Below are 25,662 nucleotides of genomic sequence, written 5' to 3'. Positions count from 1 at the left end.
CGGCGCGATCGCATTCGCTCCGGGCGCCGCTGACGCGGCGACGCTTCCAGGGGGGACTGGTACAACGACGAAGCTGCCGGGACTTCCGTCCTGGACAGGCGCGACGCCGTGGTGGACGAAGCTTCAAGGCTCGCTCAAGAACGTCGGTTGGACGCTTCCGAGCAGTGGGATTCCGCAGCCGCCTGGGAGCGGCGGCGGCGGCACGCTGCCTCCGGTCGGCGGCGGCGGGGGCACCACGCCGCCGACCGGCGGCGGCGGAGGCACCACGATTCCGGTCAGCGACTTGACGAGCTCCGCTCAGGGCAAGTCCTTCAGCGGAAGCTTCAACGGGGCGGGCGGCTCGCGGTCCTACGTGGGCTACGTCCCGTCCACCTACCAGCAGGGCACGGCGATGCCCCTGGTCGTCGTGCTTCACGGATGCACCCAGAACGGCGACGTGATGCGTCAGCTCACGCGCTTCGACCAGCTGGCCGAGGCCAAGGGATTCATCGTCGTGTTCCCGGAGCAGCCCTCGTCGGCCAACTACGCGAGCTGCTGGAACTTCTACCAGGACGCGCAGATGCACCGCGGGAGCGGTGAGCCGGCGCTGATCGCGGGAATCACGCAGTACGTCCAGCAGCAGTACACCGTCGACACCAAGCGCACCTACGTGGCCGGGCTCTCGGCCGGCGGTGCGATGGCGTCGATCATGGGCGCGACGTACCCGGACCTGTACGCCGCGATCGGCGTCGGCTCCGGCTGCGAGTACGACTCCGGAGCGGCCTGCGCGGGCTCCCAGAGCTCCGATCCGACCGCGGCCGCCAAGGCCGCCTACCAGGCGATGGGCAGCTACGCGCGGCCCATGCCCGTGATCGCCTTCCAGGGCGACCAGGACACGACGGTCCCGCCGGTCAACGCGGACCAGCTCGTGCAGCAGTGGCAGCTCACCGCGGCTATGGCCTCGGGGAACGGCAGCGCTCCCCTCAGCGGCCCCGCCTCCACCCAGAACGGGCAGGTCCCGAACGGCCGGTCCTACACGATCAAGTACTACGACGACACCGCCGGCAACGGGCTGGTCGAGTACTGGACCGTCCACGGCATGTCGCACGCCTGGTCAGGCGGCTGCAGCTGCGAGCAGTTCTCCGACCCGCAGGGGCCGGACGAGACGGCGGCGATCTACGCCTTCTTCACGAAGCACCCGATGTAACCGACTACCTGGCCCCCGGGGAAGGCCGCGCGGCGGGCACTCGACGGACCTGGTCCGTCGGGCGCCCGCCGCGCGTGCATCTGGTCGTGGGGCGGCCCGCGCGCGACGCCCGGGCCGCCCCCACCCGGCTGAACCGGGGAGGACTAGTGCGGAAGGCCGGCGGTGCTGGCCTGGACGTACCCCTGCAGCGTGCCGCCGCGGAGCACGAAGGTGAGCAGGCCGCCGCATGTGGCAGCGTTTCCAATCGGGTTCGCCTGGCCGGCCAGGGGGCCGTTGGGGCCGTAGGGGCCGGAGGGACCGTACGGCCCCATCGGGCCGAACGGGCCGAGATCGGTGACGCCCTTCAGGCACAGGTTCGGGTCGTTCAGCTTCGGGAACGTGGGCGTGGGGGCTGCGTTGGCGGCCGCCGGCACGATGCCGGCGAACGCGGCTGCGACCGCGATCGTCGCGGCCAGTCGCTTCGGTGCGTGCATGGTGGTTCCGGACCTCCGTTGGTCTCTCGAGTCTCCTGTTGCAATCCTGACCCCGCAGGAGATCTCATCCGGCTGTCCCGGCGCCCGGTTCGCTCTGCTCCGAGGGCGGTGGATGGGACGCGCGCGCGTGGGTCACGCTTGGTTCATGACCGATGCCGAGCCCGCCGCCGCGATCCACGTGGAGCCGCTGCACGGCCGCTGGGCCGTCCGCCACGCGGCGCACGGCGACCCGCTGTCCGTGCATGACGACTGCGGCGAGGCGACGCGCGTCGCCCACACCCATGCACGCGGTCGCCTGCGGGTCCTCATGCGCGACCTCTACGGCCGCGTCCACGAGATCGCCGCGACCCGGACCGGGGTGGATTGCCAGTGACCCTCGGACTCGAAGTAGAGCGCCGCGAACGACACTCGGAGCAGACATGAGTCAGGGGATCCACCACAGCCTCATCGACGACGTGATGGACGCCTACATCGCGTGGCGCGAGGAATCCGCGGCCGTCGACTGCTCGTACGAGCGCTGGATCGTCGCGTGTTCGTCCGACATGGCCTGCGCGCACGCCGCCTACGTCGCCGCGCTCGACCGCGAGGAGCGCGCGTCGGTGGCCTACGAGCACTCGCTGCGGCGCAGCGAGCTCGCGCATGACCGCGACAAGCGCCGGACCACCTGGTTGCGCAACGCCGCCTAGGAGCCCGTTGAACTTTCCCCGCCGCGCGATGCGGCACGCCCGCGGCGCCGGATTGGCCGGGCCCGTGCCCAGGAAGACGCACCGGTATGCCTAGGCACGGGCCCGGCGCCCGGCATCCACGGGCGCACCACCTCGCGTCGACGGATCAAAGATCAACAGGCTCCTAGCGGACGGCGGCGGTACGCCGCCGTCCGACCCGGACATCGTCAGTGATTGCCGTTGCGGATGACGGTGGCCTGGCCCTGGCCGCCGCCGATGCACAGCGCCGCGACGCCGCGCCCCGCGTTGCGCCGGCGCATCTCGTGCAGCAGCGTGACGAGGATGCGGCCGCCGCTCGCGCCGATCGGGTGGCCCATCGCGATCGCGCCGCCGTTGGGGTTGATGCGCTCGGGATCGATGCCGAGCTCGCGGATGACGGCCAGCGACTGCGCGGCGAACGCCTCGTTGAGCTCGAACAGGTCGACGTCGGCGAGCGAGAGGTCCGCCCTGGCGAGCGCGACGCGGACCGCGGGCACCGGGCCGATGCCCATGATCGCCGGCTCGACGCCGACCGACGCGTGGCTCTCGACCGACCCGAGGGGCTCCAGCATCAGCTCCGAGGCGCGCCGGGCCGACATCACGACGACCGACGCGGCGCCGTCGTTGATGCCCGACGAGTTGCCGGCGGTCACGCTGCCGCCTTCGCGCAGGAACGCCGGGCGCAGCCGGGCGAGCGTCTCGGTGGTGGTGCCGGGGCGCGGGGCCTCGTCGGCGTCGACGAGTCGCACTCCGCGCTTCTCCTCCACTTCGACCGGGACGATCTCGCGCCGGAAGAGGCCGGACTCGAGCGCGCGCTCGGCCTTCTGCTGACTGTCGGCGGCGAACACGTCCTGTTCCTCGCGCGAGACCCCGAAGCGCTCGGCGATGTTCTCTGCGGTGACGCCCATGTGGACGGCGTCGAACGCATCGGTGAGGCCGTCGTGGATCATCGAGTCGATCAGCCGCACGTCCCCCATGCGCGCGCCGAAGCGGCCGGACGGCAGCAGATACGGCGCCTGGGACATGCTCTCCATGCCGCCGGCGACGATGATCTCGGCGTCCCCGGCGCGGATGATCTGCGAGGCCAGCGCGACGCTCTTGAGGCCCGAGCCGCAGAGCATGTTGATGGTGGTCGCCGGCGCCTCCTTCGGGATGCCGGCGGCGAGCGCGACCTGGCGGGCGGGGTTCTGGCCGAGACCCGCCTGCAGGACGCAGCCGAGGAGCACCTCATCGACCTGCTCGGGCGTGATGCCGGCGCGCTCGATCGCGGCCTTGACGGCGTGCCGGCCGAGCTCGGTGGCGGGGACGTCTCGGAACTGGCCGCCGAACGCCCCGACGGGGGTGCGAACGGCGCTGACGATGACGGCTTCTTCCATAGCCGGCGAGGGTAGGTCCGGTGCCCCGCCCCCGGCATTGGCCGTTCGGACAGCCGCGGCAGTCCCTATGAGGCGCGGCAGCGGCGCGAGGCGGCGGCGGCCGCGCGGACGCGCTTGCGGTGGGCCTTGCGGTAGGTGCGCTCAGCCTGGGCGGCGGCGCCGCCGATGTGGCGGCGGGCGGCCGTCAGCCGGCGCCGCGCGGTGCGCTCGGCCTTGCGGGCGGCCGTGACGGCCTTGCGCGCGCGGCGGCACGCGAGCGTGCGCGACATGGACCGGTCGGACACCGGCACGGCCGCGGCCGCGGCGGACGGCGGCGAGCCGGACGCCGTCGCGGGCTGGGAGAGCGTGGAGTTGATGAAGCCGGCGTAGGCGGGGACCAGCGTGTAGACGGCCGGGAGGCTGGTCGAGCACGGCGCGAGGCCGGCGCCCTCCTGCGGGCCATAGCTCGTCACGCCCCACAGCGCAGGGTGCCCGGTCGAGCTGTCGGTCTCTACGAGCGGCCCGCCGCTGTCGCCGAAGCACGCGCCGGTCTGGCCGTTGGTGCCCGCGCAGGTCTGGGTGCGGGGATCGAAGCCGTCGATCAGCGAGCTGCACTCGTCCGGCGAGCGCACCTGCTCGTAGGCCTGCTGAAGCCGGCTCGAGAACGCGGTGCCGTTCTCGTCGGTCGCTCCCCAGCCGGCCGCGTCGGGCGCGCCCCGCGTGTCGGAGTAGCTGCCGCCCGACGTGGCGATCGGCATCGGCGGCTGCCTCGTGGGCGAGACGAGGTGGACCAGGGCGATGTCGCCGAGCTGGTTGTCCGCGTTGTAGCTCGGGTCGGGCACGAAGCGGTCGACGCCGATCACCTGGGCGGACGGATCGTTGTAGTCGGTCACGCCGAGCGTCGCCTGCATCTGCTCGGGCGGCCGGGAGCCGTCGCCGAACGTGCAGTGCGCGGCGGTCACTATCCACTGCGGCGCGACCACCGAGCCGGTGCACGCGAACTCGTGCGCGTCCCCGTTGCCGTCGTGATAGGTGCCGCGAAGGTACGCGATCGACGGCCAGGAGCCGGCGGCAGCCGGCGCGCCGCCGACGATCGCGGGGGCGCCGGGGGCCGCGGCGGCGGGGACGAGCGCGGCGGCGCAGGTCAGCGCGGCGAGCGCGCCCAGCACCCGCCGCGGTCCTCGGCGCCGCAGGACTCGGGGCACGAGCGGTCGCGAGTCGCCCATCAGTGGTGGCGGTTGGCGAGGCGCGACCCCGCGAGCGGAGCCGACAGGAGCAGGATCAGCGCGACGACGCAGGCCCACACCGGGACGGCGAAGCCGCGGACGCTCACCGCGTGTGCGAGGCCGAGCATCTGCGGGATCGTGCGCGAGCTGTGCTCCGGCGGCGTCCCGGTCTTGGACCCGGGGCCGACGGTGTGCGCGGGCTCGGACGCGTGGCCGCCCGCGGCGCGCGCGCCCGGCGGTGCGGGCGGCGCGGCGCCGGAGCCGTTGGCGGGCGCCACCGGCTCCAGGGAGCCGGTCGCCGTGGGGGTCGGCGACGGTCCCGACACCGGCGGCGCGGGGACCCCGCCCCGGCCGCGGTTCGGCGTCGGGTGGCCGCGGTGGTGCGCGGGCGCCGGGGAGTGGTGGGCGGGCGACGGCGCGGACGGCGAGGGAGCGGATGGCGGTGCGGGTGAGGGAGAAGGCCCGCTCGGGGAACCGCCACCGCCGCCGCCGGGGATCGCGCCGCCGCCCGGGCTTGTGCCGGGATTGGGCGTGCTTGGAGGGGAGGTGGGAGCCGGCCGCGACGGCCGCGGGCGCGGCGTCGGGCTCGGCGTGTTGGTGGGCGCCGGCGTCGCGGTCGCCGTCGGCGTGGTGGTCGCGGTCGGCTCGGGGCTGGCCGTCGGCTCCGGGCTCGGCGCGGGCGTCGGCGTGTCGCCGGGGTCGCCCCCGCCGCCTTCGTCGCCGCCATCACCCTGGTCGCCGCCGCCGCCGTGGCCGCCGCCACCGTGGCCGCCGCCACCCTGGTCGCCGCCGCCGCCATCGCCGCCGTCGCCCCCGCCGCCGCCATGACCGCCGCCGTCGCCCCCGCCATGACCGCCGCCGTCGCCCCCGCCATGACCGCCGCCGTCACCCCCGCTGTCGAACGGGGTCCCGGAGAATTCGCCGCTCGGCGCCTGCCCGCCGGCGGATCCACCGCGGCCGTCGTTCGCGAACGGCGTCCTGGACGAGCCGCGACCCGGCACGCGTCCGCCGCCGCGGTTCGCGAAGGCGGCCCCGGACGATCCGGGGCCCGGCGCCTGTCCATCGCCGGGCCGGACCTGGCCGGGGCCGCCATCGCTCGCGAACGCGTCCCTTGAAGACAGGGACGCCGCGGCTTGGAAGCTCGCGAGCTTCACGGTCGTCTCGCCCTGCGGCGAGCTGCCGCCGGCGTGCAGCGCGGCGCAGGTCCCCGCGACGAGGATCGCGAGGCCCAGCGCCGGGCCGCGCCGGCGGAGAAGTCGATCGAGGAGCGCCCGAAGCATCCTTGTCGATGCTGGTCAGGCGCAAAACCCGGGATAGCTGTCCACCGGGCCAGTTCGAATTGACCCGGTCAGCCTGCACGGAAACGCAAGCGGCCCGGGAAACGGGCGGCGGCCCGGCGGCCCGGGACGTCGCCGCCGCATGCGAAGCCGCGGCTACCTGATGAGCACGGTTCTCCGCAGCACGGCGCTTCCGAGCCGCATCTTGAACTCGCCCGCGCCCGCGGTGACCGTGTACCGGCCGGGGACGAGCCTGCGGTTGAGCGCGGCGCTCGAGAGCCGGACCGTCTGGCGCGTGCCCGGCTTCGCGGCCGGGGCGATCACCAGCAGGGCGGTGTGCCCCGGCCGCGCCAGGCGCACGCGCACATACCTGGCGGCGGCCGGGACGATGAAGGAGACCTTGAGCTTGCCGGCGCGCACCGCGGGCAGCGAGATCCTCGACGGCGCGAGCAGCCCGCGGAGCCTGATCGCGGGGACCGCCGGGCTCGCCGGCTGCGACGGCGCGACGGCGGGTGCGGGCGTCGCCTTGTAGACGCTGAACGGGCGGCCGCGGATGTGCGACGGAGCGCCGCTCGCGACGTCCGGCACGGCGAAGACGCCGCCGACCTGGATCGAGCCGCCGGCGAGGGTGGCGAGCGCGCCCGCGGGGATCGTCGCGGCCCAGCCCCCGTCGGCACCCGGTGCGACGTCGACGGCCGGCGTGGTGGTCCTGCCGTCCGTGGCGGTCACCGCGACGCCCGTCGTGAGCGGCTGCGCCTGGCCGCTGACGCGCAGGTCGAAGCCGGGAGGCACGAAGGACGCGCTCTCGACCACGTTGCGGCCCCAGGTCGAGACCCCGTCGCAGCCCGCGATCGGCCCGCCGGTCGCGGCCTTGTAGTCGAAGCCCCGGGCCGCCACCGTGACGTTCTGGCCGCCGACGGCGACGGTGTCGCCCGGCAGCATGTCGGGGACGAGGCCGGTGCCGCCCGGCAGCGAGAGGCCGCCGGCCTGCCAGCAGTCGCCGGAGGGGTTCAGCGCCGACGGAGCCGTGGTGTTGACCGTGAACGGCGTGCCCGGCGACGCGACGTCCGCGAACTGGCCGATCACGACCGGCGCACCGGTGGCGGCGTCGGGCCGCGTGACCTGCAGCGTCGCCTGGCCGAAGCCGAGTCCGCTGACGGTCACCGCGTCGTGCGCCGCGTCCACCGAGATCGGGGACGCGGTCGTCTGCGCGTCCGCCGGAGCGGCGAGCGCGGCGGCGGCGACGGCCGCCGCGGCGACCGGCGTGAGGCGCGCCGCGCGGGGGCCGGGGGTGAGCCTGTGGCGCATCGGCGGAGGTCCTGGGTCCGTGGGGGCAGGGGGACCAGGGCACCATCGCCTCGGGGACGCACCTTTGGCACTGGACCGAGGACCCGAATCCCCCGACCCTCCGGGCCGGCGTACGCCCGCCGGCGTAGCCCCGTGCGCGCGGTCACGCCGTTCGGGGGAGCGCGAAGACACCGCTGCGGGGCGATGACGCGGCGCGTCGATGCCGTGACCATGTTGCGGCGGGATGAGCGCGCTTCCGGAGCACGACGGACCGCCGCGGCTGAGACCGCGGCTCGCCGCTGCCGCCCGGGAGCGGGTCGGCGTCGCCGAGGTCGCACGCCTCGGCTCACGCCTGCGCACCGGCGTCGCCGCCGCTGTGCGGATGCCCGCCGACGCGCTGGAGGTCGTGCTCGCCACCGTGCTCGGCGGCGGCCACCTGTTGGTGGAGGATCACCCGGGCGTCGGCAAGACACGGCTCGCGAGCACGCTCGCGCACTGCCTCGACGGCGATTTCGCGCGCGTGCAGGCGACCGTCGACCTGCTGCCCGGCGACGTCGTGGGGACGAGCGTATGGCTGCCGCAGAGCGGCACGTTCGAGTTCCGCCCCGGCCCGGTGTTCGCCAACGTCGTGCTCGTCGACGAGCTCAACCGCGCGACGCCGAAGACGCAGTCCGGGCTGCTCGAGGCGATGCAGGAGCGGCAGGTGACGGTCGACGGCCGCACGCGCCCGATCCCGCCCCCGTTCACCGTGATCGCGACGCAGAACCCGAGCGCGGGCCGCGACGGCACCTATCCGCTGCCGCCCGCGCAGCTCGACCGCTTCATGACGCGGATCTCGCTCGGCTACCCGGACGCGGGCGAGGAGGTCGCGCTCCTGCGCGGCGCCCACGAGCCGCCCCCCGCGCCGGTGACCCGGCCCGAACGGCTGCTCGCCGCCCAGCACGCCGTCGCGACGGTCTACGCGAGCGACGCATTGCTGCAATACGTCGTCGCGATCCTGAACGGCACGCGCGAGCATCCGCTCGCCGAGGTGGGCGCGAGCCCGCGCGCCGGCGTGCTGCTGCTCTCCGCGGCGCGGGCGAGGGCGGCGCTCGCGGCGCGCGACCACGTGCTGCCCGACGACGTCCGCGCGCTCGCCCCCGCGGTGCTCAGCCACCGCATCCACCCGACCGCCGCGGCAGCGCCGGATGCGCAGGAGCAGGTGGTCCTCGACACCCTCGCGCGCGTGCCGGCACGATGACGCGCCCGCTCGCGCTGCTGGCGGCCGCCGCCTTCCTCGCCGCCGTCGCGGGGACGCTGCCCTCCCCCGCATTGACGCCGGCGTCCGTGGCACTCGCCTTCGTCGCGCTCGCCGCATGGGCCGTCACCGACCTCTCCGCCCGCCGCATCCGCGTCACCCGCACGGTGCTCGAGACGGAGGTCCGCGAGGACGAGCCGCTCGCCGTCGAGTTCGGCGTGCGCGGGCTCGGCCGGCTGCCGGTGACGATCGAGGCGCTCGACGGCAACGGCGCCTGGAGGCCGCTCGAGACGACGCAGGGACCGCGGCGCGAGAGCGGCACGGCCGCCGCCGCGGGGAGCCTCGCGCTGACCGTGCCGCGCCGCGGGCGCTACCTGCTCGCCCCGTCGCAGCTGCGGATCCGCGACCGCCTCGGCATCGCCGAGCGCCGCCTGACCGCGGGCGCTGCGCACCGCTTCCTCGTCCTGCCGGCGCCTGACGAGGCCGCGGCGCGGGCGAGCGCGACGGCCGCCGCGGCCGGGGACCCGGAGCCCGACGGCCTGTACGCGTACGTGCCGGGCGTCCCGGTCTCGCGCATCCACTGGCCAGCGCTCGCGCGCGGCGCGGGCCTGTACGCCCGCCGCCTCGCCACGGCGGCGCACGACCTCCCGCTCGTCGTGGTCGACACGGCCGGCGACCCGACGCCCGGCGCGCTCGACTGGGTCGCGCGCGCGGCGGCCGGTCACGTGCAGGAGCTCGCGCGCGCCGGCGGCTGCCGCGTCGTGCTTCCCGGCGACGAGGGCGAGACCACCGTCGGCGACGCGGCAAGCTGGCGAGCCGTCCATCGCCGCCTCGCGCTGCTCGGCGCCGGGCCGCCCACCCTGGCGCCGCCGGGGGCGATCCTCATCAGCGCCGCCGGCGTCCGCCCGTCCCCGCGCCCACCGCTCCCGAAGGGCGTGGAGGCGGCATGAACGCGGCGCCGCGGACGCGGGCCGTCGCGCTGGTGCTCCTCGCGGCTCCGGGCGTGGCTGCCTGGGCCGGGCTCGTGGCCGGGTTCGGCGCTCGCGTCGCCGTGGCGATCGCCGCGGGGGTCCTGATCGCCCTCACGGGCGGTCGCCGCCGGGCCGCCGTGCTCACCCTCGCCGCCTGGATCGTCGCCGCGCCGCTGCTCGCCGGCGTCACCGATCATGACCCCGCGCACCTGGCGGCGGGGCTCCAGAGCCTGACGCAGGTCAGCGCGGCGCCCGTCGGGCAGGTGCCGTGGGCGCTCGCCGCCGCGCTGCTGCTCGCAGGCGGCGCCTGGATCGGCGCCGCGGCGCTCCCGCCGGCACCCGGCTTGGCGCTCGCGGCGCTGCCATGGGGCGCGGCGCTCGTGCTGGGGCCGCCGAGCGCCGCGGTCTGGCAGGGCGGCGCGGTCGTCCTGGGCGGCCTGCTGTGGTGGGCGGCGCCGCGCGCGACCGTCACCGCGGCGGTCGCGCTCAGCGCCGCCGTCGCACTCGCCTCGACCGCGGCGGCGCAGGGCATCGGGCCGCACCACCGCTGGCTGCGCCTTCCGCGCACGCTCGACCACAGCCACCCGAGCTTCCGCACGCTGAGCACCGAGCCGACGTACGGGCCGCTGGGGGACCGCCGCAGCGGCGCCACGATGCTGGAGGTCGACTCCCGCCGCCCGCTGCTGTGGCGGATGCAGCCGCTCAACCTCTTCGACGGCGTCACGTGGCGCGCCGCGCGCGGGTTCGCGGCGCTGCCGGAGCCCAAGGCGCAGCCCGCGCCGATCGTCGTGCACGTGCGCGGACTGCGCGACGACCTCGCCGTCTCGCCCGGGCGCGTCGAGTCGATCTCCGCGCCCGGGGCCGCGAAGCCGATCGGCGGCGAGGCCTGGAGCATCTCGCCGCTGCCAGGCCCGGGCGCGACGTACCGGGTCGACGCCGACGCGGTCGAGGCCGACGCGGCCACGCTGCGCCGGGCGCCGAATCCCACCGATCCGCGGCTGCTCGCGTACACGCGCATCGGCGGCGAGGCCTCGGTGGTCATCCTCGGCCCGCTCTCGATCCCGATCCGCCTGCCGCGGCCGCTCGACATCCCGACGCCGCTGTGGGGCGAGCCTCACAGCGCGGCCGCGAAGGCGGCCGCCGACGCCTCCCCGTACGCCCGGGTCGCCGCGCTCGCGCGCCGGCTCGCCGCCGGCGCGCCGACGCAGTACGACGTCGTGCAGCGCGTCGAGCGCCACCTGCTGGGCGGTGGCCGCTTCCGCTATACGACCGACGTCGGCCGGCCCGGGCCGTTGCCGCTCGCCGATTTCCTGCTGCGCACCCACGCCGGCTACTGCCAGCACTTCGCCGGCGCCGCGGCGCTGCTGCTGCGGCTCGCCGGCGTGCCCGCGCGCGTCGTCGCCGGCTTCGCCACCGGCGTCGCGCGCGGCCGCGGCTACGAGGTCCGCGACCTCGACGCGCACGACTGGATCGAGGTCTACTTCGCCGGCGTCGGCTGGGTCCCGTTCAACCCGACGCCGCCCGCCGATCCCGCCGCCGTCCCGAGCGAGTTCGGCGGCGGCCCGCGGCACGCGCGCGCCGACGGCCCGCCGCTCGTGCTCGCCGCGCTGGTCCTCGCCACGCTGGCGGCCGCCCGGCGCCCGCGCCGCCGCGACCCCGCCGAGCGGCTCGCGCGGCTCCTGGGCGCCGGTCCGCAGGCCACGCTCGCGGAGCTCCAGCGCGACCTCGCGGCCCGCGTCGGCCCGCACACCGCCGGGCTCGCCCGCGAGCTGCAGGACCAGCGCTTCGCCCGCGTCAAGCCGTCCCGCGGGCAACGCTCGCTCGCGCGCGCGCTCGCGCGTGATGCTGGGCCGCTCCAGGCCGCGCGGTTGCTGATCCGAAGCGCGCGCTAACTGGCCCGGTGGCCAGTGAGTCGGGTGGTCAGCGTTTGCACGCTTGGATTACCTGTGCGATCCACGAAGATCATCAGCGCCGACGCGGCGGCGCGACTGATTCGCGACGGCGACACGCTTGCGACGGGCGGGTTCGTCGGCATCGGCGTCGCGGAGGAGCTGCTGCTCGCGGTCGAGCGCCGCCACCGCCAGACCGGTGCGCCCCGCGGACTCACGCTGACCTTCGCGGCCGGCCAGGGCGACGGCGCCGCGCGCGGGCTCAACCACCTCGCGTACCCGGATCTCGTCAAGCGCGTGATCGGCGGCCACTGGGGGCTCGCGCCCGCGCTCGGCCGGCTTGCGCTGGCGGGCCAGATCGAGGCGTACTGCCTTCCGCAGGGCGTGATCGCGCAGCTCTTCCGCGAGATCGCGGCCGGCCGCCCGGGGCTCGTCAGCAAGGTGGGGCTCGACACCTTCGTCGACCCGCGGATCGACGGCGGCCGCCTCAACGAGGCGACGACCGACCCGATCGTCCACCTGCACTACCTCAAGGGCGAGGAGCACCTCTTCTACCCCACCCGGCCGATCGACGTCGCGTTCATCCGCGGCACGACCGCCGACGTCAACGGCAACGTGACCGTCGAGCACGAGGCGGTCACGCTCGAGTCGCTGTCGATCGCGCAGGCGGCCAGGAACTCGGGCGGCACCGTGATCGTCCAGGTCGAGCGGATGACCACCAGCCACGCCGTCTCGCCCGGCTCGATCCGGATCCCCGGGATCCTCGTCGACCACGTCGTCGTCGCCGAGCCGCACAACCACATGCAGACGTTCGCCGAGGAGTACAACCCGGCCTACAGCGGCGAGATCCACCTCGACGAGGACCAGCTGCCGCCGCTGCCGCTCGACGCGCGCAAGGTGATCGCCCGGCGCGCCGCGCTCGAGCTCGCCGACGGCGCGATCGTCAACCTGGGCATCGGCGTCCCGGAGGGGATCGTCTCGGTCGCCAACGAGGAGCGGATCCTCGACCGCTTCACGCTGACCGTCGAGGCCGGCGGCATCGGCGGCGTCCCGGCCAGCGGCCTCAGCTTCGGCGCCGGCGCCAACGCCGCCGCGATCATCGACCAGCCGTACCAGTTCGACTTCTACGACGGCGGCGGCCTCGACCAGGCCTTCCTCGGCGTCGCCGAGGTCGACCGGCGGGGCAACGTCAACGTCAGCCGCTTCGGCGACCGCCTCGCGGGCGCCGGCGGCTTCATCAACATCAGCCAGAACGCGCATGCCGTGTACTTCCTCGGCACCTTTGCGCTCGGCGCCGAAGTCGAGGTCGGCGGCGGCCGGCTGAAGATCATCAGGCCGGGGACGTCGAAGTTCGTCGCCGACGTCGGCCACGTCACCTTCAGCGGCCCGCGCGCCCAAGCAACTGGGCGGGAGGTCCTTTACATCACCGAACGCTGCGTCCTGCGGCTGGGGCCATGCGGGATGGAGATCGCGGAGGTCGCGCCCGGCGTGGACCTCGAGCGCGACGTGATCGCGCACATGGGGTTCCGCCCCCGCGTCTCCCCCGGCCTGCGGCGGATGACTGCCGGGATCTTCCGGGATCCCCCCATGCGGCTGGACGCGCGATGACACGAAAGGCGCACAATGTGCGGAATCACCGGGTGGATCTCCTTCGAGCGTGACCTCACGCGCGAGCAGGAGACCATCGACGAGATGACGGCGACGATGGCCTGCCGGGGACCGGACGCCGAGGGAACCTGGGTCGACGGACCCGCGGCGCTGGGCCACCGCAGGCTCGCGATCATCGACCTCGTCGGCGGCGTCCAGCCGATGTCGGTCAGCACCTCCACGGGCGATGTCGCGATGGTCTACAGCGGCGAGGCCTACAACTACATGGAGCTGCGTGACGAGCTCCAGCGCTGCGGCGAGCGCTTCGACACCGACAGCGACACCGAGGTCGTGTTGCGCGGCTACCTGCGCTGGGGCTGCGGCCTTGCCGACCGCCTCAACGGCATGTACGCGTTCGCCATCTGGGACCAGCGCGAGAGCAAGCTCGTGCTGCTGCGCGACCGCATGGGCATCAAGCCCCTGTACGTCTACCGCACCGAAGACGGCGTGCTGTTCGGCTCCGAGCCGAAGGCCATCCTCGCCAACCCGCTCGCGCGCTGCGCCGTCGACGCCGACGGCCTGCGTGAGCTGTTCTCCTTCATCAAGACGCCGAAGCACGCGGTCTGGGCCGGGATGGAGGAGGTCGAGCCGGGAACGATGGTCACCGTCGACGCCGACGGGATGCGCTCGCGCACCTACTGGCGCCTGACCACGCGCGAGCACGACGACGACGTCAACACGACCGTCGCCCGCGTGCGCGAGCTGCTCGACGACATCGTCCCTCGTCAGCTCATCTCCGACGTCCCGCGCTGCGTGCTGCTCTCCGGCGGCCTGGACTCGAGCGCGATCACCGCGCTGTCGGCGATCCAGCTCGCGTCGCAGGGCGAGCAGGTGCGCACGTTCGCCGTCGACTTCGTCGGCCAGGCCGAGCACTTCGTGCCCGACGAGGTGCGCGGCACGCCCGACACGCCGTACGTGCACGACGTCGCGCAGCACGTCGGCTCCGAGCACCACGACATCGTGCTCGACCACGGTGAGCTGTCGGACCCGGAGGTGCGCCGCACGGTGATCGGCGCGCGCGACATCCCGTCCGGGCTCGGCGACATGGACACGTCGCTGTATCTGCTGTGCCGTGCGATCCGCGAGCGCTCGACGGTCGCGCTGTCAGGCGAATCGGCCGACGAGATCTTCGGCGGCTACAAGCAGTTCCACGACCCGGTCGCGCAGCGCGCGCACACGTTCCCGTGGCTCGCGATCCCGTTCGGGCCGATCCGCGACGCGGCCGGCATGCTGCGCGCCGACGTCGACGCCGCGCTCGACCCCGCGGCCTACCGGCGCGAGTCCTACGAGTCCGCGATCGCCGAGGTCGTGCACCTCGACGGCGAGAGCGAGATGGAGCACCGCATGCGGATCTCCAGCTACCTGCACCTCACGCGCTTCGTGCGCTCGCTGCTGGACCGCAAGGACCGCATGAGCATGCGCGTCGGGCTCGAGGTGCGCGTGCCGTTCTGCGACCACCGCCTCGTCGAGTACGTCTACAACGCGCCGTGGGTGCAGAAGACCTATGACGGGCGCGAGAAGAGCCTGCTGCGCGGCGCGGTGCGCGACGTGCTGCCGGAGTCGGTCGTGCAGCGCGTCAAGAGCCCGTACCCGTCGACGCAGGACGTGCTCTACATCGGCGACATCCAGCGCCAGGCGCTCGAGCTGCTCGCGCAGCCGAGCCACGAGGTGTGGTCGCTCGTCGACGGGACGTGGGTCGCCCGCGCGGCGCTCGAGGACCCGGCGGTGCTGAACTCGGCGTACCGCCACGGGATCGAGCGCGCGCTGGACGTCGCGACGTGGATCGACATGTACCACCCGACCCTGACGTTCTAGCCGTACACGATCCGAGCCCGGCGCCGAGTGCGCGCCGGGCTCACGGGGCGAAGCGCTCCCATCTGAGCGCGGCGGCGAGCGTCGCCGTGGCGGTGGCGAGCAACAGGAGCAGCTGCGCGAGGCCGGCGGTCCCGTGCCTGGTGACCGAGCTCACGGGCGCGGTACCGAGCGCGATGCCGAGCACCGGCCACGCGGCGATCCATGCGACGACGATCGCGCCGCCCATGCCGCTCGTGTCGGTCGATGCGACGGCCATCACGCTCGGCGGCAGCCGCCCTCCGCGGCGGCTGCTCAGCGCCGCGCACAGCGTCACCGCGGGCGTGCCGGCGACGACGAGCAGCGCGGCCGCGGCGCCGTGGCGCGGCAGCGCGCCGGCGGCGGCGCAGCCCGCCGCGGCGACGGCGGCGGCGGCCATGACCGCCGCGCCGGGAAGAGCGGCGTGGCGCAGCAGCGTGCGGCCCAGCGGCGAGCCCAGCAGCAGGCGCCCGCGATCCGGGCTGTCGGTCTCGGCGCGCAGCGGCTCCAACAGCCGCGAGGCGCCGGCGAAGATCGCGAGCGCTCCCCCGGCCACCGCCGCCGTGTGCTCGGCGTCCGCCACGCACACCACCGCGCCGCCCGCGGCCAGCAGCAGCGCCTCCCCCAGGCGCTGCGGGGCGCGCAGCGCCGCGACCGCGTCGCGCCAGGCGACCGCCAGCCCGGGCGAGCGCGGGACCGGCAGCCGGAGGCGGCGCGTCCGGGCGGGTCCGCCGCCGACGCGCGTGAAGCTGCGGCGCGCGTAGCGCGCGTCGAACGAATAGAGCGCCGCGACGGCTCCGCCGCGCGCCTCGGCGCGCAGTACGTAGCGCTCGGTCGGCGCGGCGCCGCGGCGCGCGAGCGCGAGCCCGGCGGCGGCGGCCGCGAGCAGTGCGAGCAGGGCCACCGCCGGCTCCCAGGCGCCGCCGGAGGCGACCGGCTGGAGCGCCCACCCCCACGGCCCGGACCAGAGCGCGAAGCCGGGCGCCGAGGCGGCGACCAGCGCCACGGCGATCGCGGCCGCCGGCCAGACGGCCCGGCGCGTCGCCGTGTCCCAGCGCCGCGAGCCCTGCACGAGCGATGCGGCGGCGACGCCGAGCACGCCGAGCAGCGCGATGGCGACGACGAAGCCGGCCGCGCGATCCGCGGCGACCCCTCGATGATCGCCGGCGACGCCGACGAGCACGAGCCCGGCGACGATCGCCGCGCCGCCGGCGCCGGCGGCGAGCCCGCGGACGAGCCGCCAGAGGACCAGGTCCTTCCGTCGCAGTGGGGCGCTCAGCAGCCAGGCGACGTCCGGGACGGAAAACACGACCGGCCCCTGGACGGCGCCCCACCGCGCCGCCGCCAGCAGTCCCACCAGCGCGAGCGACGGGCCCCACAGCGAGACGGCGTGCGGCGTCGCCACCTCCGCCAGCGCGGTGCTCGCGGTCCCGTAGAAGAGCGGGCCGATGAACACCAGCGTGAAGAACACGTAGTACACCGGCTCCAGGCGCTTGAGCAGGCTCGGCGGCGGATGCGCCCCGCGCCAGAACGCGCGGATCGCCGAGACCCGGACCGCGCTACCCATCGCCGGGCGCCCAGCCGCGCTGCGCCGCGCGCCCCCGGACCTCGCCCCACGGCCCCTGATCGAGCATCTCGCCTTCGGCGAGCACGATCGCCCGGTCCGCCACGCGGTCGGCGAAGCCCATCTGGTGTGTGGTCAGCAGCACGGCGACGCCGCCCGCCTTGGCCTCCAGCAGCAGCTCGACCAGCAGCGCCTGCGACGGCGGGTCCAGGCCCACGACCGGCTCGTCGAGCACGAGCAGCGCGGCCGGCCGGATGAGCGCGCAGGCGAGACCCGTCTTCTGGCGCATCCCGCGCGAGAGCTCGGTCGGCAGGAACTCCGCCCGGGCGGTCAGCCCGAGCCGCTCGAGCAGCGCGTCGATCCGGGCGTCGCCGCCGCCGGCGCCGTAGACGAGCGTCACCAGCTCGAGGTGCTGGCGGACGGTCAGGTCCTCGTAGAGCAGCGGAGCGTCCGGCACGAGCGCGAGCGCCGCGCGCGCCGACTCGCCGCCGGGCTCGGCGTGCGGGTCGTGCCCGCAGATGCGCACGGAGCCGTCGCTGGGCTCGAGCAGGCCCGCGATCGTGCGCACCGCGGTCGACTTGCCGCTGCCGTTGGCGCCGATCAGGGCGACGCACTCGCCGCCGCGCAGCTCGAGGTCGAGCGCATGCAGCCCGACGAGCCGGCCGTAGCGGCGCGTGAGGCCGTGGACCTCCAGTGGCAGCGCATCCCGCACGCCCGCAGTCTGACGCTCGCCGCCCCGCGGCGGCGCCTGCTCGATGAGAGGACGGCTATCCGGCCGGCTCGGCGGGCACGATCACGAGGCCTCAGGGCAGCTCGCGCTTGACGATCACGTTCGTCGCGCCCGAGATGCCCGGCTGCCGGCCGGTGGTCACGATCACGCGCGCGCCGGACGGCCAGCCGCCGTAGTCGCGCGCCGCCTGCAGCGCGCCGTCGAGCAGATCCTCGAACGTCGGCGCCGCCTCGGCCATGACCGGGAAGACGCCCCACTCGATGCTGAGCTGCTCGGCCACCTGGGTGTCGTGCACGATCGCGATCACGGGCTGGCGCGGGCGGTACTTCGAGCAGGCGCGTGCCGATCCGCCGGTCGCCGTCGGGACGACGATCGCGCGCGCCTCGAGCTCGTCGGCCAGCTCGACGGCGGCGTGGAGGACGGCCGCGGCCGCCGTGCCGGCGCGCACGTCGCGCCGGCGCAGCTCCGGCCACTCCTCCGCCGACTCGGCGACGAGCGACATCGCCTGCACCGCCTCGACGGGAAACTGCCCGACGCTCGTCTCGGCCGAGAGCATGACCGCGGACGTGCCGTCGATGACGGCGTTGGCGACGTCGGCGACCTCCGCGCGCGTCGGCTCGGACGCGTGGATCATCGACTCGAGCATCTGCGTCGCGGTGATCGTGACCTTGCCGGCTCGCGTCGCCCGCCGGATCACGTCCTTCTGCATCAGCGGCACGCGCGCGAGCCCGGCGGTCACGCCGTAGTCGCCGCGCGCGATCATCACGCCGTCGGCGGCGACGAGGATCTCGTCGAGGTTCTCGTAGGCCTCGAGCGTCTCGATCTTCGCGATCACGCGGGCGCGTGAGCCGAGCGCGAGCAGGCGGGCGCGAAGCTCGTCGATGTCGGCGCCGCTGCGGACGAACGAGAGCGCGACGAAGTCGGCGCTCTCCTGCACCGCGACGTCGAGGTCGGCGACGTCCTTCTCGGTGATCGCCGGCAGCTCCGGCCGCGAATGCGTGACGTTGATGCCCTTGCTCGGCGCGAGCCGCCCCGCGCTGAGCGCCCGCGCGACGACCTCGGCCGCCCCGGTGCTCTCGACCGCCAGCCGCGGCACGCCGTCGCCGACGATGATCTCCGAGCGCTCGGTGACGAGCCGCGCGAAGCCGCTGAACTCGACCACCGCGCGGCCGGGTCCGCCGGGATGCTCGCCGGTCAGCACGACCACGTCACCACGGTGCAGCTTGCGCTCGACGGTGTCGGCCGCGAGCCGCAGCTTCGGCCCCTGCAGGTCGTACAGGAGGCCCACGGGCCGGCCTGCGCGCCTTGCGGCGGCGCGCACCTCGCGCGCCCGCCGCCGCAGCTCGTCCGGGGTGCCGTGCGAGCAGTTCAGGCGTGCGCAGTCGAGGCCCGCGGCGACGAGCGCGTCGAGTACCCCGGGCGCGTCGGTCGCCGGGCCGAGCGTGGCGACGATCTTGGTGCGGCGGGCGACTCGGGCACCCGGCTCGGGTGTCGGCCCGGCGGTGGCGGCGGGTGCTTCGAACGCGTGCGTTGCGGTCACGGATCCAATGGTCAGTGCATACGCACTGCCAGGCAACTGGTCACCCGCCGCGGTGTGCCTGTTCCTCAGACCGTCCGGCGCACCGCTTCGGCGATCCGCGACGCCGCCGCCTGCGTCGTCGCGACCAGCGCAGGCATGCGCCGGAGCGACATCCGGGCGGTCGGCGCCGAGACCGTGATCGCCGCCGGAATGACGCCCGGAGGTACAGGTACCGGCACCGAGATGGCCGACAGCCCGAGCTCGGCCTCGTTGAAGTTGGTCGCGTATCCACGGTCGCGCACCGCCTCCAGCTCGGCGTCGAGCTCGGCGTAGGTGGTGATCGAGTCCGCGGTGAGGCGCTCGAGCGGCTCCGGCCCCAGCAGCGCGCGGACGTGCTCCGGGTCAAGCCCGGCGAGCAGCACCTTGCCGCCGGAGACGGTGTGCGGCGGCATCGACCCGCCCGTGCGGGCGCTGACGCGGACGACCTCGTCGGACTCGATCGCGTCGACGACCAGCGTGCGCGCGCCCTGGAGGACGATCAGCAGCACGGTCTCGCGCACCTCGGCAACCAGGCGGTGGAGCTCTGGCCGCGCCTCGCGCCGGACGTCCAGGCTGGAGAGCGCGCCGAGCCCGATCTCGACCAGCCCGCGCCCCGGCATGTACGCCTTGGTCTCCGGGTCCTGCTGGACGAAGTCGTGCATCACCAGCATGCCGAGCAGCCGGTGCGCCGTGGAGCGCGCCACGCCGAGCCGGTTACTCACCTCCGAGACCGTCAGCCGGCGCTCGTCGCGCAACAGCCACAGCAGGCGCAGCGCCTTGTCGACGGACTCGATCCGGTATGCCGGTTCGGGGGGTGTGGCGTCTTCAAGAATCACCTGATCGTGTGCGTATATATCAGGGAAACGCATTCCGCGCTGAAGAATTCATTGCGACGGAGGATTCTCCTGGTAGAACGAAATCATGGGCGAATGCGACTGGAGATTCCGCCGGGTCCGAGCGGCGATGGCGGAGGCGGAGCTGGAGGGCCTGCTCGCGTACGGGCCGCGCCACCGGCGCGAGAACGTGCGCTACCTCACCGGCGCCCGCCTGCGCTCCCCGGTCACGTTCGCCTACCTCCCCCTCGAAGGCGACCCGATCGCCTTCGTCGACTCGAGCAGTGACGTCGACGCGGTTTGGGTCGCCGGCTACGTCGAAGACGTCAGGCCCCTGTTCGAGCTCTCCTCGGTAGCGTCCGGCAGGCTCGGTGTCACCCACGCGGCTCTCCTCCCCGCGGCGAGCCTCCGGGCGCTCGAGGGTGCCGAGATCGTCCACGCCACGGCGCTGATGGAACGCGTCCGGATGGTGAAGAGCCTCTGGGAGATCGAGACGCTGCGGCGCTGCGCGCGCATGTGCGACGACTCTTGGGCGATCCTGCTGGCAGCGCTGCGGCCCGGCGTCGCCGAGTACCAGCTGCGCGCGGCCGTCGAGGCCTCGCTGCATGCCGCCGGCGCGGAGGACAACCTGATGCTTGTGGCCTCCGGCGGGGGCGAAGTGCGCCGCATGTCGTCGCCCGGCAGCCGCCGCGTGCGCGACGGCGACATGGTGCGCGTCGAGCTGACGCCGCAGCTCGAGGGCTATTGGGCGCAGATCTGCCGCTCTGCGATCGTCGGCTCGCCTACGACCGGCCAGCGCGACTCGTTCGAGCTCTTCGACGAGGCGACCGCCGCCGGCCTCGACGCGCTGCGCCCCGGCGTGACGGCGCATGAGGTGGCCAAGGCGCAGAACGACGTCCTGCGCCGCCACGGCTTCGGCGCCTACTGCGGCGCGGAGCGCAAGTCCCTGCGCGGGCACGGCCATGGGCTCAAGCGCAACGAGATCGCGATCGTCGAGGGCAACCCCTTGGTGCTCGAGGAGAACGCCGTCGTCATCGTCCATCCCAACGCGTTCACCCCGCTCGCCGGCTTCCACGTCCTCGGCGATCCGGTCGTCGTGGGCCGTGACGGCGCTGAGGCGCTGCTGCGCACGCCGCGCGCGCTGGACTGCGTCTAGGTCCCGCTGCCCGTTCAGGTAGGCGGCGGATGAGCCCGCACCCGCCTCCCCGAGCGGGTGTGGCTACATTCCGCCTCTGGTGCGAACAACGGCGAGCTCCACGCTCGCTGAGGACCGACCTGCGATGACCCCGCGCCGCCGCCCCACGCTGAAGGACGTCGCCGCGCGCGCGGGCGTCGGCACCGCCACGGTCTCGCGCGTGCTCACCGGCAACGGCTACACCAGCCAGGACGCGCGCGACCGGATCCTCGCCGCGGCGCAGGAGCTGGGCTATCGCCCGAGCGCGCTCGCCCGCGGCCTCAAGCTCCAGCGGACCGAGGCGCTCGGCCTGCTGGTGGCCGACATCACGAACCCGTTCTACTCGTTCGTCGCCGCCGGTGCGCTGCAGGCGGCGAGCGAGGCCGGCCACCACCTGATCCTGTGCGCGACGAGCGAGGACCCGAAGATGGAGTCCGAGTACATCGACGTGCTGCTCGAGTCCCGCGTCGACGGCATCCTGGCCGTCCCGACGGGGGCCAACCTCGAGCAATGGGAGCGCGCGCTCGAGTTCGGCGTCCAGGTCGTGCTCGTCGACCGCGAGCTCGAAGGCCTGCGCGTTCCCTCCGTGACAGTCGACAACCGCGGCGGCGCCTTCGAGGGCACGCGCCTGCTGCTCGGCCTCGGGCACCGGCGGATCGCGATCCTGACCGGCCCGCGGGCGACGACGACCGGCGGCGAGCGCCTCGCCGGCTATCTCGACGCGCACGCCGGCGCGGGCGTGCCCGTCGACGAGCGGCTGGTGCGCTCCGGCTCGTTCATGCGCGAGCCCGCCGTCGCCGCGGCGCGCGAGCTGCTGACCGAGTCCCCGCGCGCGACGGCCATCTTCGCCGCCAACAACGTGCTCGGCGAGGTCGCGCTGGCCGCGATCAACGAGGCCGGGCTTCGGATCCCGGACGACATCTCGCTGCTGGTCTTCGACGACGTCGCCTGGACGCGCCAGATGACGCCGGCGGTGACCGCGATCGCGCAGCCGATGGACCGCCTCGGGAGCGTCGGCGTCGAGCGCCTGCTCGACGCGCTCGGCCGGCGCCCCGGCGCCGGCAAGGCGACGGACGAGCCGACCCGGCTGCCCGTGCAGGTGATCGTCCGCGACAGCTGCGGCCCGCCGCCGCGCGACTGAGGGAGGCGCGGGTACGCGCTCGTGGTGCGGCGCCGAGCGGGCCTGTCCCCTCGGCCCGTGCGGGCTGGAACGCGGATCAGCCCTCAAGCGGACCGGTGCCCCGCACTCTTCTCGGAGCACCTGTCTCCAAGTCGCTGCGAGGTTGCAATGCAGAGGGTCCTTGTCCACCTACGGTCGAACATCGTGGCGTACGTCGCGCTGTTCGTCGCGCTCGGCGGCTCGTCGTACGCCGCCGTGCGGCTGGCGCCGAACAGCGTTACCACGCGCACGATCGCCAAGGGCGCCGTCACGAACGCCAAGCTCGCGAAGGGCGCCGTCACCACCTCCAGCGTCCGCAACGGCACGCTGGCCAGCACGGACTTCGGGAAGGGCCAGTTGCTGAAGGGCCTCAGGGGCGACGTCGGCAACGCCGGCAGCGAGGGCAACATGGGGCTCGCCGGGATCCCCGGCCTCAAGGGCGATGCCGGCCCGGCCGGTCAGAACGGCAGCGCGAGCATCGCGCTCAAGGCGCGCTCCTCGGGCAGCGTCTCGGCCGCGAACAGCGCCTCGACGAGCATCCCCCTCAGCGGCAACACCTGGACGCAGTCGGCCGGGGAGCTGGACCTGATCACCGGCAACGTCACGGTGGGCATCCCGGCCTCCTGCACCGGGTCGTTCGGAAACGCGGTCGTGATCTCGGTCGACGGCAACGCGCAGACGTTCGCGGTCGCGCCGTCCTCGCCCGCCTCGCGCACCGTGACGGTCCCGGTGAACGTGGGCACGCTGTCGGAGCCCGGCGGCGACGCGACGCACACGCTGACGGCGGCGGTCGCCAACTCCTGCACCAAGGGCGGCGAGAACTACGCCGTCAGCAACGCGAGGTTCGACGTGCTCGCCTTCCGGTGAGGCGGCGCGAGTTCATCGCCGGCAGCGCGGCCGCCGCGGCGGCCGCCGCCGCCGGCGCGGCCGCGATCTCCCGCGCCGACGACGCGCCGCAGCCGCTCGACGGCGATGAGGGCGGGACCATCCTCGGTCCGCGCAACGAGCCGCTGGAGCGCGAGAACCCGGATCGGCTGCTCCCGCCCACGACCGACGCGGGCTACCTGCCGAACCTGAAGTTCTCCTTCGACATCGCGCATACGCGCGTGAGCAACGGCGGCTGGGCGCGGCAGGTCACCGTCGACGACTTCCCGATCGCGAAGACGATCTCGGGCGTCGACATGCGGCTCAAGCCGGGCGCGATCCGCGAGCTGCACTGGCACGACGCGGCCGAGTGGTCGCTGATGCTGGCCGGCAACGCGCGCATCACGGCGATGGACTTCGCGGGCCGCAACTTCGTGGCCGACGTCGGCAAGGACGACCTGTGGCTCTTCCCCGCCGGCGTCCCCCACTCGATCCAGGCGCTCGACGAGGGCTGCGAGTTCCTGCTCGTGTTCGACGACGGCGCGTTCTCGGAGTTCGGCACGTTCCTACTCACCGACTGGATCGCGCATACGCCGCGCAGCATCCTGGCCAAGAACTTCGGCGTGCCGGAGTCGGCGTTCGATCGCATCCCCGCCGACATCGAGAGCAAGCGCTACATCTTCCCGGCCGAAGTCCCCGGCTCGCTGCGTTCCAGCGAGGTCCACTCGCCGGCGGGCACGATCAAGGAGAGCTACGTCCACCGCCTGTCGGACACCAAGCCGATCGACGCGCCCGGCGGCCGCGTGCGGATCGTCGACTCCTCGAACTTCCCGGCGGCCAAGACGATCGCCGCGGCGATCGTGGAGGTGGACCCGGGCGGGATGCGCGAGCTGCACTGGCACCCGAACGCGGACGAGTGGCAGTACTACGTCTCCGGCAAGGCGCGGATGACGGTCTTCGGCGCCGAGGGCACGGCCAACACGTTCGACTACCAGGCCGGCGACGTGGGCTACGTCCCCTTCCCGATGGGCCACTACGTCGAGAACACCGGCACCGCGCCGCTGCGCTTCCTCGAGATGTTCCGCGCACCCCGCTTCGAGGACGTCTCGCTGAACCAGTGGCTGGCGCTCTCACCGGTCGATCTCGTCCGCGCCCACGTGCCCGTGGACCGCCGCTTCATCTCGGCCCTCTCCAAGCGCAAGCAGATCGTCGTCCGCTATTGACGCCGGACCGCGGGACCAGGGCTCACGGGGCCGCGGAACAGTCCAACGGCCCAGGCCCCACCGTGACCATGGATAGCCGTTGATGAAAGGAACCACCATGAAGCGCAGTCGAAGGCTGATCCTCGCGGCGCTCGCCACGGTGCTCGTGCTCGCCGGCGCCGCGCCGATGGCGAAGGCGAGCACCCTCCCGCTCCCCGCCGCCACGTCCTCGAGCCCCGCGACCCTCCAGGCCCCGATCCCTCCCGGCGGCGGAACGATCCCGATCGGTACGTACCCCGGCGGGTGGGGCGGGCTCGGCGGCAGCGGCGGCGACTCGATCACCAGCGCAAGCGGCGCCTGCGGGTATGCGGCCGGCAACGACGCCCAGGGCGGCGTCGCGCGCCCCGCCAACCTCACGTGCCAGGGCGCCGGCCTCGTTTTCGTCGGCCCGACGACGGGTCAGATCGCCACCGTGATCGGCCCCACGATCATCGGCGGCGCGGTCGGCAACGTCAACGTCTCCGCGGGCAACGGGGCCATCGGCGGCCCCAACGGCTGACCGCTACGGCGCCCAAGGGCGCCACCCCCGCCGGCGGGTACGAGGGTTGTGCCTCATCGCCCTCGTCGTGTCGCCGTGCCGGGGTCGGGAGTGACGGTCACACCGGAGGGCCGGATTCGCGCGGCCCGCGGGTCCTGTCCTCGCGGGACCCGGGTCGCCGCTCGACCCGAGCCCCGCGTGCCAGGCGCCAACGCCGCCCGCGGTCGACGCGCCGACCCCCAACGCCCACGAGACCACCCACGGCAGAAACGGCCACACCAGTCGGCAGCGGTGATCGATTCCCGGCGGCGGGCGAGGGGTGCGCGACGAACCTTCGAACAGTCCGAAGGTTCGTAGGGCACCCCCTCGGACTCGTGCGCGGCAGTGATCGTTCGTGCGCGATCGCGCCGAGCGACTGGTCGATCGCGACCGTCAGGCCGGCACGCGAGATCGACCCGGATCCCTTACTCGCGCAGCTCGCCGATCCCGCCAGGGGCGCTCGCGCGCGCACGCGAGAAACCCGCCGGGCGGGTGAACGGCGACCCCGCAACGTCACGCGCGCCGCGGGCGGCGTCGACGAGTCACGGCCGGACCAACCGCCCCGCCCTACGACCCGTTGCCGATGGTGCCCGTGAACGGCACGCCCGGTGTCGCGCGGGCCGCCGCCGGGAATGACGGCAGGGTGACGAGGCGGTCACCGGGCGGAGTGGTCACCTCCACGCCGGCCAGGTCGACCTCCTCCCGTTCACGCGCGCGCGCCAGTACGTCGTCCAGGACGGCGCCCGCCTCTGTCAGCGTCTTGGCCTGAAAGGTCAAGACCACAGTCGCTTGCACCTTCATCGCCGGCTCCCATCGCCGCAGGATCGAGCTGACAGGAGTGTGACGCGCGCCCGCGCGGACGCCATGACTGCTCGTCTGCCGTCGGACCCCCGGTGGCCGGTCCGGCTCGCGATGGCCT

Annotated in this window: 23 protein-coding genes; 13 read left to right on the top strand and 10 right to left on the bottom strand. The window is 74.5% G+C overall.

The features are described 5' to 3' along the window. Positions 1 to 283 precede the first annotated feature (283 nt). Positions 284 to 1,186, top strand: coding sequence for an extracellular catalytic domain type 1 short-chain-length polyhydroxyalkanoate depolymerase (locus tag H958_RS40385; protein WP_081686276.1), 903 nt, complete (start codon positions 284 to 286; stop codon positions 1,184 to 1,186). A gap of 143 nt (positions 1,187 to 1,329) precedes the next feature. Here the strand turns inward: H958_RS40385 and H958_RS46810 are convergent, their stop codons facing one another. Beyond that, positions 1,330 to 1,659 carry a hypothetical protein gene (locus H958_RS46810; RefSeq protein WP_028060743.1) on the bottom strand — a complete coding sequence of 110 codons (330 nt, stop codon included), beginning with the start codon at positions 1,657 to 1,659 and terminating at the stop codon, positions 1,330 to 1,332. Positions 1,660 to 1,804: 145 nt separating this feature from the next. Here H958_RS46810 and H958_RS0125700 point away from each other — a divergent pair, with 145 nt between their 5' ends. Together H958_RS0125700 and H958_RS0125695 are read left to right on the top strand one after the other, a co-directional pair. Next, positions 1,805 to 2,032, top strand: coding sequence for a hypothetical protein (locus H958_RS0125700; RefSeq protein ID WP_156028280.1), 228 nt, complete (start codon positions 1,805 to 1,807; stop codon positions 2,030 to 2,032). Positions 2,033 to 2,078: 46 nt separating this feature from the next. Continuing rightward, entirely contained in the window at positions 2,079 to 2,345 is a 267-nt protein-coding gene (locus H958_RS0125695; RefSeq protein ID WP_028060741.1) for a hypothetical protein, read from the top strand. Positions 2,346 to 2,551: 206 nt separating this feature from the next. On the opposite strand, the gene H958_RS0125690 is transcribed toward H958_RS0125695, so the two are convergent. The 4 genes from H958_RS0125690 to H958_RS0125675 all read right to left on the bottom strand — a co-directional run bounded on the left by H958_RS0125690 (position 2,552) and on the right by H958_RS0125675 (position 7,529). Next, entirely contained in the window at positions 2,552 to 3,739 is a 1,188-nt protein-coding gene (locus H958_RS0125690; protein WP_028060740.1) for an acetyl-CoA C-acetyltransferase, read from the bottom strand. Between the two features lie 65 nt (positions 3,740 to 3,804). Beyond that, positions 3,805 to 4,887, bottom strand: a complete 1,083-nt coding sequence (locus tag H958_RS0125685; protein ID WP_028060739.1) for a S1 family peptidase — start codon at positions 4,885 to 4,887, stop codon at positions 3,805 to 3,807. A 56-nt stretch (positions 4,888 to 4,943) separates the two neighbouring features. After that, a complete protein-coding gene (locus H958_RS46805) occupies positions 4,944 to 6,224 on the bottom strand; it encodes a hypothetical protein (protein WP_028060738.1) in 1,281 nt (426 codons plus the stop codon). Positions 6,225 to 6,377: 153 nt separating this feature from the next. Beyond that, complete coding sequence (locus H958_RS0125675; RefSeq protein ID WP_028060737.1) at positions 6,378 to 7,529, bottom strand: hypothetical protein; 1,152 nt, start codon at positions 7,527 to 7,529, stop codon at positions 6,378 to 6,380. A gap of 223 nt (positions 7,530 to 7,752) precedes the next feature. Between H958_RS0125675 and H958_RS40375 the strand changes: the two genes are divergently transcribed. Genes H958_RS40375 through asnB form a run of 5 tightly spaced genes read left to right on the top strand, consistent with a single transcriptional unit; the run spans position 7,753 to position 15,067 of the window. Beyond that, positions 7,753 to 8,748, top strand: a complete 996-nt coding sequence (locus tag H958_RS40375; RefSeq protein ID WP_037411464.1) for an AAA family ATPase — start codon at positions 7,753 to 7,755, stop codon at positions 8,746 to 8,748. Continuing rightward, positions 8,745 to 9,695 (top strand): DUF58 domain-containing protein, encoded by a 951-nt coding sequence (locus tag H958_RS0125665; RefSeq protein ID WP_028060736.1) that lies wholly within the window; start codon positions 8,745 to 8,747, stop codon positions 9,693 to 9,695. Before H958_RS40375 ends, H958_RS0125665 begins: the two co-directional genes overlap by 4 nt. After that, the gene (locus tag H958_RS0125660) at positions 9,692 to 11,608 is read left to right on the top strand and encodes a transglutaminase-like domain-containing protein (protein WP_028060735.1); all 1,917 of its coding nucleotides are present in this window, start codon (positions 9,692 to 9,694) and stop codon (positions 11,606 to 11,608) included. Before H958_RS0125665 ends, H958_RS0125660 begins: the two co-directional genes overlap by 4 nt. A 54-nt stretch (positions 11,609 to 11,662) precedes the next feature. Beyond that, the gene (locus tag H958_RS0125655; RefSeq protein ID WP_156028279.1) at positions 11,663 to 13,213 is read left to right on the top strand and encodes an acyl CoA:acetate/3-ketoacid CoA transferase; all 1,551 of its coding nucleotides are present in this window, start codon (positions 11,663 to 11,665) and stop codon (positions 13,211 to 13,213) included. Between the two features lie 15 nt (positions 13,214 to 13,228). Beyond that, positions 13,229 to 15,067, top strand: a complete 1,839-nt coding sequence (asnB, locus tag H958_RS0125650) for an asparagine synthase (glutamine-hydrolyzing) (RefSeq protein WP_028060733.1) — start codon at positions 13,229 to 13,231, stop codon at positions 15,065 to 15,067. 40 nt (positions 15,068 to 15,107) lie between these two features. Here the strand turns inward: asnB and H958_RS0125645 are convergent, their stop codons facing one another. From H958_RS0125645 to H958_RS0125630, 4 genes are all read right to left on the bottom strand, one after another. Beyond that, positions 15,108 to 16,649 (bottom strand): hypothetical protein, encoded by a 1,542-nt coding sequence (locus H958_RS0125645; RefSeq protein WP_028060732.1) that lies wholly within the window; start codon positions 16,647 to 16,649, stop codon positions 15,108 to 15,110. Beyond that, positions 16,642 to 17,358 (bottom strand): ABC transporter ATP-binding protein, encoded by a 717-nt coding sequence (locus tag H958_RS40370; RefSeq protein ID WP_051324819.1) that lies wholly within the window; start codon positions 17,356 to 17,358, stop codon positions 16,642 to 16,644. The genes H958_RS0125645 and H958_RS40370 overlap by 8 nt, the downstream gene beginning before the upstream one ends. A gap of 91 nt (positions 17,359 to 17,449) precedes the next feature. Next, positions 17,450 to 18,916 (bottom strand): pyruvate kinase, encoded by a 1,467-nt coding sequence (pyk, locus tag H958_RS40365; protein ID WP_051324818.1) that lies wholly within the window; start codon positions 18,914 to 18,916, stop codon positions 17,450 to 17,452. A gap of 65 nt (positions 18,917 to 18,981) precedes the next feature. Continuing rightward, the gene (locus H958_RS0125630; protein ID WP_028060731.1) at positions 18,982 to 19,770 is read right to left on the bottom strand and encodes an IclR family transcriptional regulator; all 789 of its coding nucleotides are present in this window, start codon (positions 19,768 to 19,770) and stop codon (positions 18,982 to 18,984) included. Positions 19,771 to 19,855: 85 nt separating this feature from the next. Between H958_RS0125630 and H958_RS0125625 the strand changes: the two genes are divergently transcribed. From H958_RS0125625 to H958_RS0125605, 5 genes are all read left to right on the top strand, one after another. Beyond that, positions 19,856 to 20,923 carry a M24 family metallopeptidase gene (locus H958_RS0125625; protein WP_081686271.1) on the top strand — a complete coding sequence of 356 codons (1,068 nt, stop codon included), beginning with the start codon at positions 19,856 to 19,858 and terminating at the stop codon, positions 20,921 to 20,923. Between the two features lie 124 nt (positions 20,924 to 21,047). Then, positions 21,048 to 22,082, top strand: a complete 1,035-nt coding sequence (locus H958_RS0125620; protein ID WP_028060729.1) for a LacI family DNA-binding transcriptional regulator — start codon at positions 21,048 to 21,050, stop codon at positions 22,080 to 22,082. A 147-nt stretch (positions 22,083 to 22,229) separates the two neighbouring features. Beyond that, a complete protein-coding gene (locus H958_RS0125615) occupies positions 22,230 to 22,967 on the top strand; it encodes a collagen-like triple helix repeat-containing protein (protein ID WP_196807568.1) in 738 nt (245 codons plus the stop codon). Between the two features lie 65 nt (positions 22,968 to 23,032). Next, positions 23,033 to 24,187 (top strand): oxalate decarboxylase family bicupin, encoded by a 1,155-nt coding sequence (locus H958_RS0125610; protein ID WP_028060727.1) that lies wholly within the window; start codon positions 23,033 to 23,035, stop codon positions 24,185 to 24,187. Between the two features lie 97 nt (positions 24,188 to 24,284). Continuing rightward, a complete protein-coding gene (locus H958_RS0125605; RefSeq protein ID WP_028060726.1) occupies positions 24,285 to 24,725 on the top strand; it encodes a hypothetical protein in 441 nt (146 codons plus the stop codon). Between the two features lie 585 nt (positions 24,726 to 25,310). On the opposite strand, the gene H958_RS0125600 is transcribed toward H958_RS0125605, so the two are convergent. After that, positions 25,311 to 25,544: a hypothetical protein gene (locus H958_RS0125600; protein ID WP_028060725.1), complete on the bottom strand. Its 234-nt coding sequence runs from the start codon at positions 25,542 to 25,544 to the stop codon at positions 25,311 to 25,313. Positions 25,545 to 25,662: the final 118 nt, after the last annotated feature.

It is taken from the genome of Candidatus Solirubrobacter pratensis, from assembly GCF_000425945.1.
Taxonomy (GTDB): Bacteria; Actinomycetota; Thermoleophilia; order Solirubrobacterales; family Solirubrobacteraceae; genus Solirubrobacter; species Solirubrobacter pratensis.
This window is presented reverse-complemented; position numbering and strand designations above follow the sequence as displayed.

Bases quoted from the DNA above. Each gene is read 5' to 3' on its own strand.
- asnB (WP_028060733.1), top strand. From the start codon at position 13,229: ATGTGCGGAATCACCGGGTGGATCTCCTTCGAGCGTGACCTCACGCGC.
- H958_RS0125695 (WP_028060741.1), top strand. From the start codon at position 2,079: ATGAGTCAGGGGATCCACCACAGCCTCATCGACGACGTGATGGACGCC.
- H958_RS0125665 (WP_028060736.1), top strand. From the start codon at position 8,745: ATGACGCGCCCGCTCGCGCTGCTGGCGGCCGCCGCCTTCCTCGCCGCC.
- H958_RS0125605 (WP_028060726.1), top strand. From the start codon at position 24,285: ATGAAGCGCAGTCGAAGGCTGATCCTCGCGGCGCTCGCCACGGTGCTC.
- H958_RS46810 (WP_028060743.1), bottom strand. From the start codon at position 1,659: ATGCACGCACCGAAGCGACTGGCCGCGACGATCGCGGTCGCAGCCGCG.
- H958_RS0125700 (WP_156028280.1), top strand. From the start codon at position 1,805: ATGACCGATGCCGAGCCCGCCGCCGCGATCCACGTGGAGCCGCTGCAC.
- H958_RS0125600 (WP_028060725.1), bottom strand. From the start codon at position 25,544: ATGAAGGTGCAAGCGACTGTGGTCTTGACCTTTCAGGCCAAGACGCTG.
- H958_RS0125645 (WP_028060732.1), bottom strand. From the start codon at position 16,649: ATGGGTAGCGCGGTCCGGGTCTCGGCGATCCGCGCGTTCTGGCGCGGG.
- H958_RS46805 (WP_028060738.1), bottom strand. From the start codon at position 6,224: ATGCTTCGGGCGCTCCTCGATCGACTTCTCCGCCGGCGCGGCCCGGCG.
- H958_RS0125620 (WP_028060729.1), top strand. From the start codon at position 21,048: ATGACCCCGCGCCGCCGCCCCACGCTGAAGGACGTCGCCGCGCGCGCG.
- H958_RS40375 (WP_037411464.1), top strand. From the start codon at position 7,753: ATGAGCGCGCTTCCGGAGCACGACGGACCGCCGCGGCTGAGACCGCGG.
- H958_RS0125690 (WP_028060740.1), bottom strand. From the start codon at position 3,739: ATGGAAGAAGCCGTCATCGTCAGCGCCGTTCGCACCCCCGTCGGGGCG.
- H958_RS0125675 (WP_028060737.1), bottom strand. From the start codon at position 7,529: ATGCGCCACAGGCTCACCCCCGGCCCCCGCGCGGCGCGCCTCACGCCG.
- H958_RS0125625 (WP_081686271.1), top strand. From the start codon at position 19,856: ATGGGCGAATGCGACTGGAGATTCCGCCGGGTCCGAGCGGCGATGGCG.
- H958_RS0125615 (WP_196807568.1), top strand. From the start codon at position 22,230: ATGCAGAGGGTCCTTGTCCACCTACGGTCGAACATCGTGGCGTACGTC.
- H958_RS0125660 (WP_028060735.1), top strand. From the start codon at position 9,692: ATGAACGCGGCGCCGCGGACGCGGGCCGTCGCGCTGGTGCTCCTCGCG.